This is a genomic window from Streptomyces sp. NPDC006326, assembly GCF_040612915.1.
Lineage (GTDB): Bacteria > Actinomycetota > Actinomycetes > Streptomycetales > Streptomycetaceae > Streptomyces.
Genome location: NZ_JBEXRC010000012.1, coordinates 104,251 through 122,345, shown reverse-complemented (window position 1 = coordinate 122,345; position 18,095 = coordinate 104,251). Strand labels below are relative to the sequence as shown.

The following is an 18,095-nucleotide window of genomic DNA, read 5'->3' as shown; positions in this document are numbered from 1 at the left end:
GGGGCGGTCCTCTCGACGTCCGCGCGGCTCGTGGCTCCTGCCGAGGGCGCGCGGTCAGGTGGTGTATCCGCCGTCCACGGCGAGGGTGGTGCCGGTGATGTAGCGGCCGCCGGGACCTGCGAGGTAGGCCACGGCGGCCGCGATGTCCTCGGCCTGGCCGTACCGGCCCAGGGCGGTGAGGGAGCGCTGGAAGGCGGCGCTCTCGCCGTCGGCGGGGTTCATGTCGGTGTCGATCGGGCCCGGGTCCACGAGGGCCGTGGTGATCCCGCGCGGCCCCAGCTCCCGGGCCAAGCCCTTGGTCAGCCCGACGAGCGCTGACTTGGCCATTGCCTGCAGGACGAAATTCGAGCCGGGAACGCGCCCGTTGAAGCACGACCCGATACTGATGATCCGCCCGCCGGCGCCCATGTGCCGGGCGGCGGCCTGGGCAGCCAGGAACACCGACCGGACGTCCACGGCGAGCACCCGGTCCAGTTCGGCCGTGGACACCTCGGTCAGCGGGCCATGGGTGAGGAACCCTGCGTTGTTCACCAGGACGTCGATGCCGCCCAGTTCGCGAACGGTCCGCTCCACTGCCTCCGCCGCGGCCTGTGGATGTGCCAGGTCGGCCTGGACGACCGCGGCCGCGCCACCCTCCGCCTCGATCTGCCGGGCAACCTCACGCGCCTGGTCCTCTGCCCGTACGTAGGTCAGCGCGACCGCCGCTCCCGCGCGGGCCAGCCGCCTTGCCGTCGCAGCGCCGATCCCGCGGCTGCCGCCCGTCACCAGCGCCACCTTGCCCGCCAGCTCATTCATCGATGCCTCTTCCGTAGCCGATGTGCTCGTCATGCCGGCAGGGTAGAAGTTGACATAGGTGTCAGGTTCAAGTCGTCACCGTACGAAGTGCCGTGCAGAGGGCGGCCGCCATCCGCCTCCCCATGGCCTCCGCCCCAGTTCTCCGGCTGGGCCTCGATGACGGGTGACCGTGTCAGCGGAGGACGGAGAGTTGTTCAGCGTCGTACACGTAGCGCCCCCCGGAACGGTGCAGCAGTGCCTCGTGCAGCCGTCCGATCTCCGCCCGCGCCAGACCTGCGTTGCGGAAACGGATGGTGGTGACAGCCGCCCTGGGACCGGGACCGACGGGCCGGAAGCGTTCCCAGACGACGTTCTTGGTGGCCCCTGGCGCCAGTTCGCCCACCACCACGAACTCCTGCATCAGACCCCAGCGCGTCGCCTTCATGGTAACCCTGTTCAACTCTGCCCAGGTGGCGCTCCATTCGTGGCCTTCACGCAAGAAGTGGAGCCCGTCGCCCGCCACCCGCACACACGCCTCGTCCCCGCGCGCCATGGCCAGTCCTCCCAGGCTGAACAGTGCGAGCGCGACGATGCTCACCAGGACGGCGAGGAGGGGATGGTCCTTGAAGGAGTACACGGCCACGCCGAGCGGAACGGCCGCGGCGAGCATGGCCGCGACGGCGACGCGCATGTGTCCCATCGAGTACCGCACCTCGACGGGCGGCCCGGATTGCCGTGGGACGGCCGCCGGGACGGGAACCGCATCCATGACCGCATCCATGACCACGTCCCCGACCGGCACGGTGTGCGGCGCGCCCCTGCCGGGCAGTGGAGGCGGAGACGCCGCGGGCGGGTCCGGCGGAGGCGCAGGCGGACGCATCCCCGTGTCCGCATCCCTCGCCGGAGGCGACACCGTCACCGCACCGCCCCCGCTCAGCGCGGACAGCACGTCCTCCGCGGATGGCCGCAGCTCCGCCCGCTTTTCCAGGCACCCGCCCAGTACCGCCCGGAGTCCCTCCGGTACGCGCTCCAGGTCGGGCTTCTCGTGGACCACCCGGTAGAGCAGCTCCGCCGCGCTGCCTTCGCCGAACGGCATGCGTCCGGTGGCCGCGAAACACAGAACCGTACCGAGCGAGAAGATGTCGCTGGCCGTGCCGACGCTGCCGCCCCGGGCCTGCTCGGGCGACATGAATCCGGCGGTGCCGATCGCCACGCCCGTCCGGGTGAGCAGGGTCGCGCCGTTCAGCGCCTTGGCGATCCCGAAGTCGATGAGGCGCGGCCCGTTCTCCGTGAGCAGGATGTTCGCCGGCTTGAGGTCCCGGTGCACGAGCCCCGCCCGGTGTACGGAGTGCAGCGCCTCCGCGATGCCCGCGCCGAGCCGCCACACCGCGTCCTCGGTCAAGGGGCCGCTCTGCCGGATGCGTTCGGCCAGATCGGGTGCCGGAATGTAGTCGCTGGCCACCCAGGGCGTCTCCGCCTCCGGATCCGCGTCGACCACGGTCGCCGTCCAGAACCCTCCGACCGCCTTCGCCGCCTCCACCTCGCGCCGGAACCGCGCCCGGAAGCCGGGATCCGAGGCGATCTCCGGCCGCACGACCTTCACCGCCACACGCCGGCCGCTGCGCGACTCCCCGAGGTAGACCTGTCCCATGCCGCCCGCGCCGAGCCGCGCCGTGATCCGGTAGGGGCCGACGGCTGCCGGGTCACCGGCCTTCAACTGCTCCACAACTCCCCCGAGTGCAATCGCCTACGGGAGAACCTAGGTGCGGCCCCGGCCCGCTGTCAGCCCAACCGGCGCTGTCCGGCCCCTCCCTGACGACCGGGAAGCAAGCGGAGTGGAGACCGTGGCGAGAACCGGCCCGTGGCACCGGCGCACTGCACCGTTCAGCGCAGTGATGCCTCCGGGGGCCGTTCGCGCAGGGCTCCGTAGGCGAGGAAGTAGGCGGGCAGCCGGTTCAACCACGGCGAGTCGGTGATGAGTTCGGTCAGCCGTTCGACCTGCCGGGGATGGCCGAACGCGACGCGCCCCGACATCAGCGGCTCGATGACCTGGGTGTGGGCCAGCCGTTGGAGACGCTGGGTCGCCACGGTCGTGGGCAGGCGGCGGCGCTGTACGCGGCGTACGTCCCGCAGCCCCACGGCGCCCTGTCCCAACGGCCCCACGAGGTGGCGGGCCGCGGCGACCGCGTCCTGAACGGCGAGGTTGATGCCGATGCCGAAGACCGGTGACATGGCGTGGGCCGCGTCGCCGATGCACAACAGCCCAGGACGGTGCCAGCGGTGCAGCCGGTCCAGTCGTACGTCGAGCAGCTTGACCTCGTCCCAGGAGGCGACGGCATCGGCCCGGTCGGCCAGCCAGGGAACGGCCTGCGTGAACCGGGTCATGAAACGTTCCAGGCCCTCTGCGCGCAGCACCGCATCGGATCCCTTCGGAATCAGCGTCGCGCACTGCCAGTAGTCGCCGCGGTCGATGAGCGCGATGAGCAGCCTGTCCCCGAGGCCCCCCACGAGCCCGGCGGGGTCCTCCTCGCGGCGCGGCAGCCGGAACCACCAGGCGTCCATCGGGCACGGGAAGTGTTCCAGTCCGAGTTCGGGCAGCGCCCTGGCCAGCGAACCACGGCCGTCGCAGGCCACGGTCAGCGAGGCCCTGAGCTCGCCGGTGGCGCCGTCCGGGGTGCGGTAACGCACGCCCGTGACCCGTCCGCGCTCGATCAGGAACGATGTCGCCTCGGTGTTCATGCGCAGGTGGAAGCAAGGCTCCCGGCGCGCTTCGTCGGCGAGCAGGTCGAGCAGGTCCCACTGCGGCACCATGGCGATGTAGTTGTACGTACCGTGCAGCGCGCCGATGTTCCCGACCGTGACGAGGGAGCCGTCCTGCCCGATGGGCAGCTGCACCGAGGTCACCCGGCGCTGCGGCAGTCGGGCGAACCGTTCGGCGAGGCCGATGTCGTCCAGCAGCGACAGGGTGGACGGGTGCACGGTGTCGCCGCGGAAGTCGCGCAGGAAGTCGCCGTGCTTCTCCAGTACGGTCACCTCGATCCCGGCGCGGGCCAGCAGCAGGGCCAGCACCATCCCGGCGGGCCCTCCTCCCACCACACAGCAGGCCGTTCGCTCCACGGCAACCACTCCCTTCGCCGGCATCGGGACGCCCCCAGGACGTATACCGCATCCGCGGCGGCGGGGACGGCAACGGCGCCGGCGTCCCCGCACACCCCCGCACCCGCACCCCGTACCCGCCGCGCGGGATCGCTACGAACGGCGTACGGGGGCGGGGGCGGGGGGAGCAGACGGTGCGGGGCAATCAGCCCGCGATGGGGCGGAAGATCCCGCTCGGAATGACCACCGGACGGTCGATCGTCTTGAAGCGGTACTCCATGCTCACGTCGTCGATCAGGAACGGCATCCGGTTCGACGCGTCCTCGATCGCCATGAAGCTGATGTTCACCTTCTGCGGGGAGGAGCTGTAGAAGGCGTCGGGCAGCGCGACCGTCACCTTCTCGTACGAACCGCTGGTGCCCGCCTTGTTCATGCGGTCGTGCAGCTCATAGGGCGTGCCGTCCTCCGCCGTGGCCTCCACGATCAGCTGGCGGAAGCCGAAGCTGCCGGAACCGCTGCTGACCACGTCGCTGCGCACCCAGAACGACAGCACCGGAACCCGGTACGCCGGGACCGTGACCTGCTGCGAGATGCGGCTGATGCCGGTCAGGCCCTGCCCGCCGAGCTCCGCCTTGCCGGTGCCCGAGTGGGCCGGCCATGCGGAGGAGTTGTTGATGGGGTGCCCTGCGAACGGGGTCACCTTCTCGTTCCAGGACGCGTTGCCGCTCTCGAAGCCGGGGTTCGCGATCTCGGACGTGCCCGCGCTGGCGGTCGGTGCGGCCACGAACAGGCCGGTGGCCGCGACGGCGGTGGCGGCGGCGAGAATGCTCGCTCTCCGCGCTCTCTTTCTCATGGATCTCCTGGCTGTTTCTCGGTTTCCGAATGGGGACGCGCCGCAACAGCCGGGCGGGCGGCCCCGATGCACCCCTGACGGCACGCCAAGGGGATGCTGCGGCGGGCCCTGCCCGAGGAGTACGGTGGTCGGCCGTCTCAACCGCGGCGCACACTGTAACGCCTCGGTATGACAATCCGTCGGGCAGCCCCGTCGGCTCGCTTCGGTACCCGCCCGGTCAGGTGGCGGGCAGGAGCCGGTCTCCGTGCGGGTGCAGGCGGTCGGTGAGGAAGGCGAGGATCTCGTCGCGGGCGCGGACCGTGGGGTGGCCGGCCTCGTCGACGAGGTGGGCGGTGACGACGCTGTGCGGGGTGCCGACCAGATCGGCGAAGAAGGGCGGCGGGGCCGGGTTGGCGGCACTGTCCGGCAGGACGCGCCCGTCGAAGGCATCGCCGAGCAGCGCGCGGTAGGCGGCGAAGCGCTGCCCCGTGCACCAGCGGTCGCCCTCGAAGCGGTAGGCGAGGACGGTGAGTCCGTCGCGGTGGAGCCGGTCGCGCACGGCGCGCGCGTCCGCCTCGTCGAGTTCGAGTCCGCCGGGGTCGTCGAGCGGCAGCGACGGGTGGTTGACCACCGGGGCGATCACCGCCGGTTCCAGGGCCATGGTGAGGGCGAAGTTGCCGGTGAAGCACAGGCCGATCGCGCCCACCCCGGGACCCCCGCACGCGGTGTGGGCCTCGCGCGCCAGGCCGCGCAGCCAGACCGTCACGGGGCTGGTGCCGCCCCCGGCGAAGGCGCGGAACTCCGCGCTGACACAGGCGCGGCGGACGACCTCCCGGCCGCCCTCGACCGTGGGGAAGGCGCCGTCGGTCCCGAACAGGGAGGGTACGTGGACGGTGAAGCCCGCGTCCCGCACCCAGCGCGCGAGCCGCAGGACGTCGGGACTGATGCCCGGCATCTCGGGCAGTACGACGACCGCGGGCCCGGCCCCGGCCACGTACACCGTCTTCTCCACCCCCTCAACGGCCACGCGCCGGCGGGTGAAGTCGCTGATCGGATCGTCATTGCTCATGGCGCCAGCCTGGTCCCGGACGGGCCGCCGGGGTGAGGGGCGGGATCGCCAAGGCCGGGGGTAATCTCGCCACGCGGGAGAGGGACGAGCGGTACGCGGCCGGGGACCGGGCCAGGAACACAAGGGGATACGGGCGCAATGGCGGAGGACGTTGTGGGGCGGGGCGCCGGGCCGGGTGCGCTGCGGGTCGGGGTCCTCGCGTACCCGGGCTGCTTCGCGTCCGAAGTGTTCGGCGTCCCCGACCTGTTGACGATGGCCGGGCACGTCGCCGGACCGGACGCGCCCGGTTACCGGGTGTCGGTCGTCTCGCCCCGCCGCCGGGTCACCGCCTCGGGCGGCGCGATCCTGGACGTGCGCCCCCTGCGCGAGGTCGACGTCCTCGTGGTCCCCGGTTTCGAACTGCGCCCGGGCGCGGACCTCGACGCGCGGCTCGCCCGGCTCGCCCCCGAGATCGCGGCGATCCGCGCGCAGGCCTTGGCGGGAACGGCCGTCGTCTCCCTCTGCGTCGGCGCGTTCCTGCTCGGTGAGGCGGGGTTCCTCGACCGGCGCCGGGCCACCACCTCCTGGCTGCACGCCGGTGAACTGGCCAGGCGCTGCCCGGAAGCCGAGGTGCGGCCCGAGCACCTGGTGGTCACCGACAGGGGGGTGACCACCACGGCCGCCTTCAGCGCCATGTACGACTTCGCCCTGGATCTCATCCGTCGGCACGACGGCGCCCGGGTGGCCCGGACGACCGCCCGGGTGGCGCTCGTCGACTACGCGCGGGCCTCGCAGACCCCGTACGTCGACCCGCGGCTCCTCCCGCAGCCGGGCCGGGAGTTCTCCCAGCGGGTCATGCGGCGGCTCGACCAGAACCTCGCCGAGCGCTACGACCTCGCCGCGCTCGCGGACGCCTTCCGGGTCAGCACCCGCACACTGCTGCGCCGCTTCGCCGAGGAGACCGGGCGCAGCCCGCTGGCGCACCTGCAGGACTCCCGGGTACGCCGCGCCCGCCACCTTCTGGAGACCACCGACCGCACCGTCGCCGCGGTCGCCGCGGCCGTCGGCTACAGGGACCCCGGTACCTTCGCCGCCCTCTTCGCCCGCCACACCGGGCACCGCCCGAGCACGTACCGGGCCGCCTTCCGCCACAGGGACCGGGCGTCCGCCCCGGACGGCTGCTAGGCGGTGTCCGGAGGCGGCCGGTCAATGGCAGGTGGGCGGCGGGCCGGTTCGGCGACCGGCACGGCGTGACACGGCACGGTGAGTGCCCTGTGGAACCCCGCCTGAGGGGCTCGATTTCTCGGGCAGCCCCGCCCGGCATTTCTAGGCGTTGGCCGACGGCGCGGGCTCCCGACGATGCTCCAGCCAGGTGCGGCTGAGGTCGTCCCAGATCGTCTGGTACTGACCGTAGACCTCGCCCAGCTGGTCGAACGTGAGCTCGTCGGCGGCCGTCGACGCCACGAGGTATTCGAGGTCGTCGGCAAGCCGCTGGAACCGGTACTGCGCTTCCTCCATCAGCACCCAGCGGGAGCGCCAGTTGAAGAACGGTTCGACGGCTCCCAGCAAGGTCACCAGCGCCACGCAGGCCAGCGCCAAGCCGGCCCACGCGTTGAGGTTCTGCAGGCCCAGGATGACGGTGGACGCCGCGGACAGTACGAGCGTCGCCATCTTGGTGACGGAGGCGCTTCGGGCGAACCGCTTCTTCTTGCCGCGGGTGTAACCGCTGCCCTGACGAATCTTGTCCAGCAGGAGGGCTGCTGCCTCCCTCGGGCTGAGACCAACGCCCAGTTCACCGTCCGGCTGCACTCCGCCCCCATTGCTCTGCCGCCTGCCTTGCAGCTTGCCTCAGGCAGACGCTACCGCGGCACCGGGCGGTTCCTCGTGCGGGGGTGCGGCTGCGCACGTGCGGTCGGGCGGCTAGCGCGGGGTGGTGTCGTCGGCCTCGAACGGGCTGCCGTGGCCGGGCACGATGAGGTCCGCGGCCGCCAGCACACGGAGCCGGGAGGCGCGCAGTACCTCGCGGTCCGGGGCCACCGGGTCGTCCGCCGGGCCGTTCGCGTGCCACCACAGGTCGCCGGCGAAGGCCACCACGCCCGAGTCCGTACCGGCCAGCAGCGTGATGTCCTCGGGGCTGTGGCCCGGGGTACGCATCAGCCGTAGTGACGGGGTGAGTTGGTAGCCCTCCGCGTCCCGGTTCAGCCACTGGTCACCGAGGTACTCCACCTTGTGGTCGTGGACGCGGGCCTGACCGAAGAGGCCCGCGTTCATGGTGTTGTCGGGGTGGTGGTGGCTGAGCACCACGTCGGTGATGTCCTCGGGGCCCAGGCCCAGCTCCGCGAGCGGGGCGAGGATGCAGTCCCGGCTCGCCACCATGCCGGGATCGAAGATCACGTGCCGTCCTGCGTCGGCCACGTAGGAGACGGTCGCGGCGACCCCGGGGCCGGTGGAGCCCACGTAACCGGTGGTGAGGACCTTGTATACGGCGCTGCGGCCGAGCGGTGCGTCTGTCATGTCCTCAATCCTCGTAGCCGGGGCGGTCGTTCACGAGTGGCACTGTTGCCTCTGATCGCAGGATTCGTGCCAACCGTGTGCCACACTGCCGGTGTGCCGCCCTTCACGTCCGTAGCCGCGTACGCCCCTGCGGGCGTCGGCATGCTCGCCGTCGGCATCGTCACCGAGGTGTTCGGTCCTCACGGAGCGGCCCTGCCCGGTTTCGACTTCGCCCTGTGCACCGAGCAGCCGGGACCGGTGCCCGCGGACTGCGGCGTACCGCTCTCCGTCGCGCACGGTCTGGACCGGCTCGCGAGCGCCGATCTGGTCATCGCCCTGCCCGGAGCCGGCTTCCGCACGCCACCCGCCCCGGCCGTGCTCGACGCGCTGAGGACCGCTCACGACCGTGGGGCGGTGGTCGCGGCCCACTGTGTCGGCACGTTCGCACTCGCCGCGGCCGGACTGCTCGACGGCCGGCGGGCGACCACCCACTGGCGCTTCGCCGGACTCCTCGCCGGCCTTCACCCGCAGATCACCGTCGACCCCGACGCCCTCTACATCGACGAAGGCCGCGTCGTCACGGGCGCGGGAGCCGCCGCCGGCTTCGACCTGTGCCTGCATCTCTTGCGGCGGGAGTACGGTGCCGCGCTGGCCAACGCCGTCGCCCGGGACCTGGTGCTGCCCTCCCACCGGGACGGCGGGCAGGCCCAGTACCTCGCCGCGCCCGTCCCGGAGGACGGCCGGGACGAACGGCTCGCCGAGGTCCTCGCCTGGGCCCGCCGGCACCTCCACGAGCCGCTGCCCGTCACGGAACTCGCCCGCCGCGCCATGATGAGCAAACGTTCCTTCGCCCGCCGCTTCACCGCCGCGACGGGCACCACCCCGCACGCCTGGCTGCGGAACCTGCGACTGAGCAGGGCCGAGGAGCTCCTGGAAACCACGGACCTCACGGTCGAGGAGATCGCCCGCCGGGTCGGCTACGGCAGCGCGGCCGTACTGCGCGAACAGTTCGTGCGGCGTCGGGGGGTGCCTCCGCGCTCCTACCGGCGGGCCTTCACCAGCACGCCGCCGTGAGCCGTGGCAGCGCCGTGCACGGCGCGGTTTCGACCGGCAGGGCCGGGGCACACGACGCAGCGTCACGACGGGTTGCACCGGGAGGGTTCATGTCCGGACTCATCGCAAGGATCATGCAGTTCAGCCGCAGCCCTCAGGGGCAGCGCACGATCGCTTCCGTCCGGCGCGCGGCCTCCGACCCGCGCAGGCGGGAGCAGGCCCGCGGAATGCTCAGGCGACTTCGCGGCAGGCGCTGACCCGGGCCCGGGCGGAGGGGGCGGACGCGCCGTACGGGGCGGACGGGACGGACGGGCCGTACGGGGCGCAAGGCGCCACCCCGCACCGCGAGGCCTGGGACCTACTCCTCCCCGCGCCCCCCGGCTGCTGCAATCGGGCGACACCCGGGAATGGGCAGCGCCGTCAGTCGGGGCTTCGGCACCATGCTGAGGGGCATGCCTCAACAGCAGGAGTGGGTGTGGCCGTGCCGCCCTGGTTCCCCGTTCCCGTCCTTCCCGGCCGGTGGCCCCTCACGCCGCCGCGCGCGGGTGGTGGGCCGGTCCGTCGTCTCGGTCCTCCTCGGCCTGCTCGTCTTCCTGGCCCCCGCCCTCACCCCCGTCGGCTCCACCAGCCGGGCGGCGATCCGTCCGCCGGGCGCGGCCGCGGCCGCGGTCACCGTCGCCCGTGACTCCGGCACGGCTCTGACCGGGTTCATGATCCAGTCGACCGCCCTGGTGAAGGACCCGGCGGCCGAGGTGTCCAGCCCCGGCTACACGACGCAGGGCTGGTACCGGGCGGGCCCCCGCTCCACCGTCCTCGGCGCCCTGCTGGCGGCCGGCACCCACCCGGACCCGTTCCACTCCACCAACCAGAAGCTGATCCCCGCCGCCGACTTCGCGGTCCCGTGGTGGTACCGGTCCGACTTCTCGGTCGACGGCCGGGGAACCCGTACGTACCTCGACTTCAGCGGGGTCACCTCTGCCGCGGACGTCTTCGTCAACGGCCGTCAGGTCTCGACCGCGAGCACGGTCGCCGGGACCTACACCCGGCACGAGCTGGACATCACCGCTCTGATCAGGCCGGGCACCAACACCGTCGCCTTCCGGGTCCAGCCCAACGACCCGCGCAAGCACCTCACCATGGGCTGGCTCGACTGGCTGCAGCCGCCGCCCGACCAGAACATGGGCATCGTCCGCGACGTCGTCGTCCGCCGCAGCGGCCCGGTGGTCCTGCGTGACGCCCACGTCGTCACCGACCTGGCCGTACCGTCGCTGGCCTCCGCCGACCTGACCGTCAAGGCCCAGCTGCGCAACGACTCGGCCGACACCGTCACGGCGCTGCTGTCCGGGACGGCCGGACCCGCAGCCCTCAGCCGACAGGTGACGCTGAAGCCCGGGGAGAGCCGGACCGTGGTCTACTCCCCCGCCGACCACCCCGGACTCCATGTGGCTTCGCCCCGCGTATGGTGGCCCGCCGGGATGGGCGAGCAGCCCCTGTACGACCTGGACCTGGCCGTGACGGTCGACGGGGTCACCTCCGACACCGCGCACACCGCCTTCGGGATCCGCGACGTGGAGGCACCGATCAATGCCGACGATGCGCGCCAGTACCGGATCAACGGTCGCCCGCTGCTGATCAAGGGCGCGGGCTGGTCCCCCGACGAGTTCATGCGCTGGGACCCCGCCTACGTCGAGCACCGCCTGCAGTACGTCCGTGATCTGGGCCTGAACACGCTGCGTCTGGAAGGCCACCTGGAGCCCGACGAGTTCTTCGACCTCGCCGACCGGTACGGGATCCTCACCCTCCCCGGCTGGGAGTGCTGCGACAAGTGGGAGGGTGAGGTCAACAGGGCCGAGTCCGGGGAGAAGTGGGACTCCGCCGACCACGCGGTCGCCCAGGCGTCGATGGCCGCCGAGGCGGCCCGGCTGCGCCACCACCCCAGCGTGATCTCCTTCCTGATCGGCAGCGACGCGGCGCCCAACGCCGAGATCGAGTCGGAATACCTCCAGGCGCTGCGGGCCGCCGACTGGGACGTGCCCGTGATCCCTTCCGCCTCCGGGAAGTCGACCCCCGTCACCGGCCGCTCCGGGATGCGGATGACCGGCCCCTACGACTGGGTGCCGCCCGGCTACTGGTACGACAAACGCGAGGGAGGAGCCACCGGTTTCAACTCGGAGACCAGCGCCGGCCCGAGCATCCCCACCCTCGACACACTGCGGCGGATGCTGACCCCGGCCGAGCTGGAGACCCTCTGGAAGCAACCGTCCGCTCCCCAGTACCACCGCTCCCCCTCGTCCACCTTCTCGACGCTCAAGCTGTACAACGCCGCGCTCGCCGGCCGCTACGGGCCGCCGACCGATCTCGGCGACTACGTGCGCAAGGCCCAGCTGGCCCAGTACGAGAACGTCCGGGCGCAGTTCGAGGCGTACTCCCGCAACGCCAAGGACACCGCCGCGCCCGCGACGGGCGTCATCTACTGGATGCTCAACAGCGGCTGGACCTCGCTCCACTGGCAGCTCATCGACCGCTATCTGGACCAGAACGGGGCCTACTTCGGCGCGAAGAAGGCCAACGAGCCCCTTCACATCCAGTACGGCTACGACAACCGCGCGGTGAGCGTCGTCAACGACCGCGCGACCGCCGTCTCCGGGCTGAACGCCCGGGTCACGCTCTTCAACCCGGACGGGACCGAGAAGTACGACCGCACGGTGACCGGTGTCGAGGTGGGAGCGCGCGGCGTGACCACCACCTCGCCGGCCCTCCCGGCCACGGTGCCCGGTCTGGCGAGGACGTACCTGGCACGGCTGCTGCTCACCGACGCGACCGGCCGGGAGCTGAGCCGCAACGTCTACTGGCTCTCCACCCGCAACGACGTCCTCGACCACGCCGAGACCGACTGGTACCACACCCCCACCACCTCGTACGCCGACCTGAGCGGACTGAGCTCGATGCCGCAGGTCTCGCTGGAGGTGAAGGCCACGACGACGGCCACCCGGGCCGGAACGTCGACGACGAGCGTGACCCTCCGCCACCCGGGCACCACGAACACGCCCGCTCTGCTCACCGACGTCGACCTGGTCTCCGCGGACGGGACTCCCCTGCTGCCCGTGCGCTGGAGCGACAATCAGATCACCCTGTGGCCGGGCGAATCGGTGACCGTGAAGGCCACCCATGGGACGGATCCGGGCCGCGCCCCCCGCGTACGCGTCTCCGGATGGAACGCCCGGGCCGTCACCGTCCCCCTGGTGGTGCGTGCAGCGGAAACGTCGCGGTGACGACCGGGATCGCACGACTGCACGCGTCGCCCGCACTCGCCGGGCCCGGCCGGCTGGGGCTGGTGACCAACCACACCGGCGTGCTGCCCGACCTGCGTCCGGCCGCGCCCGCCCTGCTGGAGGCGGGGGCGCGGCTGGTCGCCCTGTTCGGTCCCGAGCACGGGCTGCACGGGACCGCTCAGGCCGGTGAGAGCGAGGCCGCTCGTGCGGACCCCGCCACCGGTCTGCCGGTGTACGACACCTACCGGTGCGGCGGCGAACGCCTCGACGAACTGCTGCTCGACAGCGGCGTCGACGCCCTGGTGTACGACCTGCAGGACATCGGGGCCAGGTTCTACACCTACGTGTGGACCATGTTCGACCTGATGGTCTCGGCGGCCCGTACGGGCGTGCGGTTCGTGGTCGCCGACCGGCCCAATCCCCTCGGTGGGCTCGTCAGCGAGGGCCCCCTGCTCGACCCGGCGTGGGCCAGCTTCGTCGGGCGGGCCGCGGTGCCCGTCCGGCACGGGCTCACGTGCGGCGAGCTCGCGCGGTATCTCAACGCCTCGGTCGTGCCCCGCGTGGCGGGCAGTGCGGCCGACCTGAAGGTGATCGAGGTCGCCGGATGGCAGCGCGCCATGGACGCGGAGGCAACCGACCTGCCGTGGGTGGCGCCCTCGCCGAACATGCCGACGCCCGCCACGGCCGCCGTGTACCCCGGGACATGCCTGTTCGAGGGCACGAACCTGTCGGAGGGCCGGGGCACCACGCAGCCCTTCGAGATCGTCGGGGCCCCGTACGTCGACGCACGGTTCGCGCCCTCGCTCGCCGAGCTCGGCCTGCCGGGTGTGCACTTCCGTGATCTGCGGTTCGTACCGACGTTCCACAAACACGCCGGGCGGTTGCTGCGCGGAGTCCAGGTCCATGTGACCGACCGCGAGGTCTTCGCTCCCGTACGTACCGCCGTGGCGATGCTCAGCACGCTGCGGCGGCTGTACCCGGACGACTTCGGCTGGTGCGCCGCCGACGGTGGGGAGGGGAGCGACCGGCGTCCCTTCATCGACCTGCTGTGGGGGTCCGACCGGTTGCGGCGTGCCGTCGACGCGGGTGACGACCCGCTGCCGCTGTGCGACCCGCCGGCGCCGCCCCGCCGATGGGCCGGGGACGACGTGCTGCTCTACCCCTGAGACCTGCTGCCGGAAACCCTGGTCGCCGTGGCGCAGCGCACCCCCACCGGACCGAAGCGGCTCTGCGGGCGACGTTCGACGTCGCCCCGGCCTGCGTATGGAAGGACAACCCCGCCGATGACCGATCGCACAACGACATCCCGGGCCGTCATCCGCGGCTTCCGCGCGGGCGACGGACCGCAGGTGGTGGAGGTGTGGCGGCGCAGTGCGCCGTCCGACCCCATCACGGCGGACCGCTTCCGCTCCCTGGTGCTGCTCGACGCCAACTTCGATCCGGAGGGGCTTCGGGTCGCCGTCGAGGGCGACCGCGTCATCGGTGCGGCCTACGCGGTGCGCCGTCTGACGCCGATGGCCGGCACCGACCTGGAACCGGAGCAGGGCTGGATCCCGTTCTTCTTCGTCGACCCGGACGCCCGCGGGCGCGGACTCGGCCGCCGCCTGCTGGCCGACGCCCTCGACTGGCTGAACGGCCACGGCCGTACCCGGGTGGACTTCTCCTCGTACACCCCGAACTACGTCCTCCCCGGCCTGGACGCCGAGGCCTACCCGGAAGCGGCCGGGCTCCTGGAGTCCCTGGGCTTCCACACGCTGTACGAGGCGGCGGCGATGGACCGCGGCCTGGTGGGCTACCGCTTCCCGGAGGACGTCGCGCGCCGCGTGGAGGAACTGACGGCGAAGGGCTTCCGGTTCGCCACCCCGTCCGACGACGACCTGGTGGATCTCTTCGCGCTCGCCGGGAGCCACTTCGGTCCGGACTGGGCGTGCACGATCCGTGGTTCCCTGGCCGCGGGTACGCCGCTCGACCGGATCGTCGCCGTCCGGGACCCTTCGGAGCGCATGGTCGGCTGGGCGATGCACGGCGCGTTCGACGCGGTGGACGAGCGGTTCGGCCCGATCGGCGTGCTGGAGGAGATGCGGGGCACCGGACTCGGCGAGGTCCTGCTGCACCTGGTGCTGGAGAGGATGCGGGCGCGCCGCGCGCACTCCGCGTGGTTCCTGTGGACCGGGGCGCAGTCCCCGGCGGGCCACATGTACCGCAAGAGCGGTTTCACCACGACCCGCGTGTTCCGCGTGATGCGGCGGGAGGCCGCTCGATGACGCCGGCAGGCCGTGCCGGCGGCCTGAGCCGCCGGCATTTCGCGCTGGCGCTCCCCTCGGCGCTGCTCGCCTCCGGATGCTCCGCACCGCACCAGGGGACCGGACGGCCCGGGGACCCGATCGTGCTCACCCTGCTCTCCCACTACGCGAGCGGGGTGCTCAAGGAGGCGCTCCAGGGCCCGGTCGACGAGTGGAACGCCACCCACGACCGGGTGAAGGTGCAGACCAAGGCCGTCGAGTTCACGGACCTGCTGACCACGTTCATGGTCCGGCAGGCCGCGGGCCAGGGCGCCGACATCCTCCACCCGTACTGCTTGTGGAACGGCCAGCTGGTCCGGGCCGGCGTCCTGCGGCCCGCTCCGTCCGAGCACGCCCGGGAGATCACGCGCGGCTACGGTGAGGCCGCGGTCGACGCCGCGTCGGTGGCCGGCCGGGTCTACGGCTACCCCACCGAGGTGCAGACGTACGCCCTCTACTACAACAAGCGGCTGCTGCGCGAGGCCGGCATCGAGGGCCCGCCGCGCACCTGGCGGGAGCTGGAGGAGACCGCCTACCGCACCGCCCGGCGCGACCGGTACGGCAATACCCTGGTCCAGGGCTTCGGGCTGTCGACCGCCGACGACTCCACCACCGTCGGCCAGACGCTCGCCCTGCTCAACGCCGCAGGCGGAACGTTCGTCTCCAAGGACGGCAGGAGCACCGCCATCGACTCGCCGGCCGGACGGGCCGTGTTCGACCTGGAGCACCGCCTCGTCGTCGGAGGTGCCAGCTCCCCCGGTGTCAACGTCTACAAGGCGTTCCGGTCCGGGCAGGTGGCCATGATGGTCAGCGCCGGCTGGTGGACCGGGAGCCTGAAGGACCAGATGGGCAAGGACTACCGCGACGTCGGCGTCGCGCCGCTGCCCCTGCCCGAGGCGGACGGCAAGCGTGCCACGCTCTCGACCGGCTTCATGCTGGGGGTCAACGCGGCCAGCAAGCACCCGCGCGCCGCCTGGGAGTTCCTGCGCTGGCTCAACACCGAGAAGGTGAGCGTGAAGGGCGACAAGGGGGGCGGGACGGCGACCCGGATGAGCTCCTTGCAGGTGTCGGTCGGTTCCCTGACCGGCCGCGCCGACGACATGCGCACGCTCCTGGGCGGGCACGGCGATGCGAACCTGCGTCCCTTCCTGGACGCACTGGCGTACTCGGTGCCGGAGCCGAACGTGCCCGGCGCCCAACAGGCCAAGGCCGTGCTGCGCAGGAACATCGAGGCGCTGTGGACCGGTCAGCAGTCGGTCGACCAGGCACTGCGCACCACCCGCCGTCAGGTCGATCAAGAGGTGTCGCGCTCATGGTGAACACGCTGACCGCGACGACGGCCGAGCGGGCGGCGCCCCCCGCGCTCTCCGCCGGGCCCGTCGTCGACGGCCGCGCCCGGACCCGGCGCCGGCAGGCCGTCGTCGCCTATCTCTTCCTGGCGCCGACATTGCTGTTCTTCGCCGTCTTCCTGATCCTGCCGCTCGGCTTCGCGCTGCTGTTGTCGACGTCCCGGTGGTCGGGGTTCGACCTCGGCGAGATCCAGCCGGTCGGCGCGGACAACTTCACGGGCCTCTTCGCGGACGGATCGACGTTCCTGGTGCCGGTCCTCAGCAACACGCTGCTGTTCGCCCTGGGCACCCTGGTCCTCGCGCTCGCCGGCTCCGTGGTCGTCGCCACCTGCATCGACAACCTGCGGTTCCAGGGGCTGTGGCGCACCCTGTACTTCCTGCCCATCGTGACGACCGTCGTCGCCGTCGGCAACGTGTGGAAGTACATGTACGAGCCGGGTGGCCTCGTCAACGGCGCCCTCAACGCCCTCGGGCTGGGCTCGGTGGCCTTCCTCCAGGACCCGGACACCGCGCTGCCCTCGGTCGTGGTCGTCCAGGCCTGGGCCTCGGTCGGCTCGGCGATCCTCGTCCTGACCGCCGGGCTGAAGTCCATTCCCGACTCGTACTACGAGGCGGCGGCGCTCGACGGCGCCGGTCCGGTCACCGTCTTCTGGAAGATCACACTGCCGCTGCTGCGGCCGTCCCTGCTGCTCGTGTGCATCACCCAGCTCATCAGCGGCCTGCAGTCCTTCGCGCTGATCATCGTGATGACCAAGGGCGGTCCGGGTGACGCGACCGACGTGGCTGCCCTGGAGATGTACCGGCAGGCCTTCTCGTACGGCCAGTGGGGCCCTGCGAGCGCCGCCGCCTTCGTGCTGTTCGTGGTGGTCCTCGTGGTCACCCTGGTGCAGTTGTGGATCTTCCGGCGCAAGGGGGAGGACGCATGATCAGCCGCCGTTTCCCGTGGTTTTCGTACCTGGTGGTCGTGACCGGTGCCGTGCTCACGGTGGTGCCGTTCCTCGACATGGTGATGACCTCGTTCAAGGGGGCCGGCGAGGCCGGCACGCTGCCGTACCGGTTCCTGCCCAAGGCCTTCGAGCTGTCGAACTACCGGGCGGCGATCGACCAGCTCGATCTGCCGGTGCTCTTCCGCAACAGCGTCATCGCAACCGCCCTGATCACCGGATCGGTGCTGGTCACGTCGTCACTCGCCGGGTATGCGCTCGCCAAACTCCGCTTCCCCGGCCGGAACTTGATCTTCCGGCTCGTGCTGTCGACGATGATGTTCCCCCCGTTCCTCTTCTTCATCCCGCATTTCCTGATCCTGGTGCACTGGCCGCTGGCGGGCGGCAACGACCTGTTCGGACGCGGGGGCGCGGGCCTGACCGTCAGCATCGCGGCACTCGCCGTGCCGTTCCTGGTCAACGGCTTCGGGATCTTCCTGATGCGCCAGTTCATGGTCTCGATCCCGGACGAGGTCCTGGAGGCCGCGCGCATCGACGGCGCCGGTGAGTTCGCCGTGTGGTGGCGGATCGTCGTGCCGCAGACCAGGCCGGTCGTGCTGACGCTGGCTCTGCTGACGTTCGTCCACGCGTGGAACGAGTACATCTGGGCGCTGCTCATCTCGACCGCCAACCCGGACGTGATGACCCTGCCCGTCGGCATCCAGCTCCTGCAGGACTACGTGGACCCGAGCCGCACCATGCCGATCGTCATGGCCGGTCTCGTCCTGAGCATCCTGCCGGTCCTGGTCCTTTTCCTGCTCCTGCAGAAGTACTACATCCGCGGCGTGATGCTCAGCGGGCTCAAGTGAGCGCCCTTCGTCGCACGCCCCAGCCGGGGCCCGAGCGGGAAGGCGGCTCACCGGGGGACCCGATGCCCTGCCCGGGCGGGGCCGTGCCCGCCGGAGGGACCACC

At 71.9% G+C, this 18,095-nt stretch carries 15 protein-coding genes; 8 read left to right on the top strand and 7 right to left on the bottom strand.

The annotated features are described in order from the left end of the window. Nucleotides 1-54: 54 nt before the first annotated feature. From ABZ128_RS12800 to ABZ128_RS12780, 5 genes are all read right to left on the bottom strand, one after another. Nucleotides 55-828, bottom strand: a complete 774-nt coding sequence (locus ABZ128_RS12800; protein ID WP_356848015.1) for an SDR family oxidoreductase — start codon at nucleotides 826-828, stop codon at nucleotides 55-57. A 139-nt stretch (nucleotides 829-967) separates the two neighbouring features. Further along, nucleotides 968-2,500, bottom strand: coding sequence for a serine/threonine-protein kinase (locus ABZ128_RS12795; RefSeq protein ID WP_356848013.1), 1,533 nt, complete (start codon nucleotides 2,498-2,500; stop codon nucleotides 968-970). A gap of 158 nt (nucleotides 2,501-2,658) precedes the next feature. After that, nucleotides 2,659-3,915 (bottom strand): FAD-dependent oxidoreductase, encoded by a 1,257-nt coding sequence (locus ABZ128_RS12790; protein ID WP_356848011.1) that lies wholly within the window; start codon nucleotides 3,913-3,915, stop codon nucleotides 2,659-2,661. Nucleotides 3,916-4,075: 160 nt separating this feature from the next. Next, on the bottom strand, nucleotides 4,076-4,723 hold the full coding sequence (locus ABZ128_RS12785) for a hypothetical protein (protein ID WP_356848010.1): 648 nt from the start codon (nucleotides 4,721-4,723) through the stop codon (nucleotides 4,076-4,078). Nucleotides 4,724-4,940: 217 nt separating this feature from the next. After that, complete coding sequence (locus ABZ128_RS12780) at nucleotides 4,941-5,771, bottom strand: dienelactone hydrolase family protein (RefSeq protein ID WP_356848009.1); 831 nt, start codon at nucleotides 5,769-5,771, stop codon at nucleotides 4,941-4,943. Nucleotides 5,772-5,909: 138 nt separating this feature from the next. Between ABZ128_RS12780 and ABZ128_RS12775 the strand changes: the two genes are divergently transcribed. Beyond that, nucleotides 5,910-6,935, top strand: coding sequence for a helix-turn-helix domain-containing protein (locus ABZ128_RS12775; RefSeq protein WP_356848008.1), 1,026 nt, complete (start codon nucleotides 5,910-5,912; stop codon nucleotides 6,933-6,935). 141 nt (nucleotides 6,936-7,076) lie between these two features. Here the strand turns inward: ABZ128_RS12775 and ABZ128_RS12770 are convergent, their stop codons facing one another. Both ABZ128_RS12770 and ABZ128_RS12765 read right to left on the bottom strand, forming a co-directional pair. Continuing rightward, a complete protein-coding gene (locus tag ABZ128_RS12770; RefSeq protein ID WP_356848006.1) occupies nucleotides 7,077-7,559 on the bottom strand; it encodes a DUF4231 domain-containing protein in 483 nt (160 codons plus the stop codon). 111 nt (nucleotides 7,560-7,670) lie between these two features. After that, nucleotides 7,671-8,264, bottom strand: coding sequence for an MBL fold metallo-hydrolase (locus ABZ128_RS12765; RefSeq protein WP_356848005.1), 594 nt, complete (start codon nucleotides 8,262-8,264; stop codon nucleotides 7,671-7,673). Nucleotides 8,265-8,405: 141 nt separating this feature from the next. Between ABZ128_RS12765 and ABZ128_RS12760 the strand changes: the two genes are divergently transcribed. The 7 genes from ABZ128_RS12760 to ABZ128_RS12730 all read left to right on the top strand — a co-directional run bounded on the left by ABZ128_RS12760 (nucleotide 8,406) and on the right by ABZ128_RS12730 (nucleotide 17,991). After that, on the top strand, nucleotides 8,406-9,317 hold the full coding sequence (locus ABZ128_RS12760; RefSeq protein WP_356848069.1) for a helix-turn-helix domain-containing protein: 912 nt from the start codon (nucleotides 8,406-8,408) through the stop codon (nucleotides 9,315-9,317). A gap of 431 nt (nucleotides 9,318-9,748) precedes the next feature. Then, nucleotides 9,749-12,568, top strand: a complete 2,820-nt coding sequence (locus tag ABZ128_RS12755; RefSeq protein ID WP_356848003.1) for an exo-beta-D-glucosaminidase — start codon at nucleotides 9,749-9,751, stop codon at nucleotides 12,566-12,568. Next, nucleotides 12,565-13,734, top strand: coding sequence for a DUF1343 domain-containing protein (locus ABZ128_RS12750; protein WP_356848002.1), 1,170 nt, complete (start codon nucleotides 12,565-12,567; stop codon nucleotides 13,732-13,734). The genes ABZ128_RS12755 and ABZ128_RS12750 overlap by 4 nt, the downstream gene beginning before the upstream one ends. 117 nt (nucleotides 13,735-13,851) lie before the next feature. Continuing rightward, nucleotides 13,852-14,832 carry a GNAT family N-acetyltransferase gene (locus tag ABZ128_RS12745; protein WP_356848001.1) on the top strand — a complete coding sequence of 327 codons (981 nt, stop codon included), beginning with the start codon at nucleotides 13,852-13,854 and terminating at the stop codon, nucleotides 14,830-14,832. Then, nucleotides 14,829-16,169: an ABC transporter substrate-binding protein gene (locus ABZ128_RS12740; protein ID WP_356848000.1), complete on the top strand. Its 1,341-nt coding sequence runs from the start codon at nucleotides 14,829-14,831 to the stop codon at nucleotides 16,167-16,169. Before ABZ128_RS12745 ends, ABZ128_RS12740 begins: the two co-directional genes overlap by 4 nt. Continuing rightward, on the top strand, nucleotides 16,163-17,125 hold the full coding sequence (locus ABZ128_RS12735) for a sugar ABC transporter permease (RefSeq protein ID WP_356847999.1): 963 nt from the start codon (nucleotides 16,163-16,165) through the stop codon (nucleotides 17,123-17,125). The genes ABZ128_RS12740 and ABZ128_RS12735 overlap by 7 nt, the downstream gene beginning before the upstream one ends. Next, nucleotides 17,122-17,991, top strand: coding sequence for a carbohydrate ABC transporter permease (locus tag ABZ128_RS12730; RefSeq protein ID WP_356847997.1), 870 nt, complete (start codon nucleotides 17,122-17,124; stop codon nucleotides 17,989-17,991). Before ABZ128_RS12735 ends, ABZ128_RS12730 begins: the two co-directional genes overlap by 4 nt. Nucleotides 17,992-18,095: the final 104 nt, after the last annotated feature.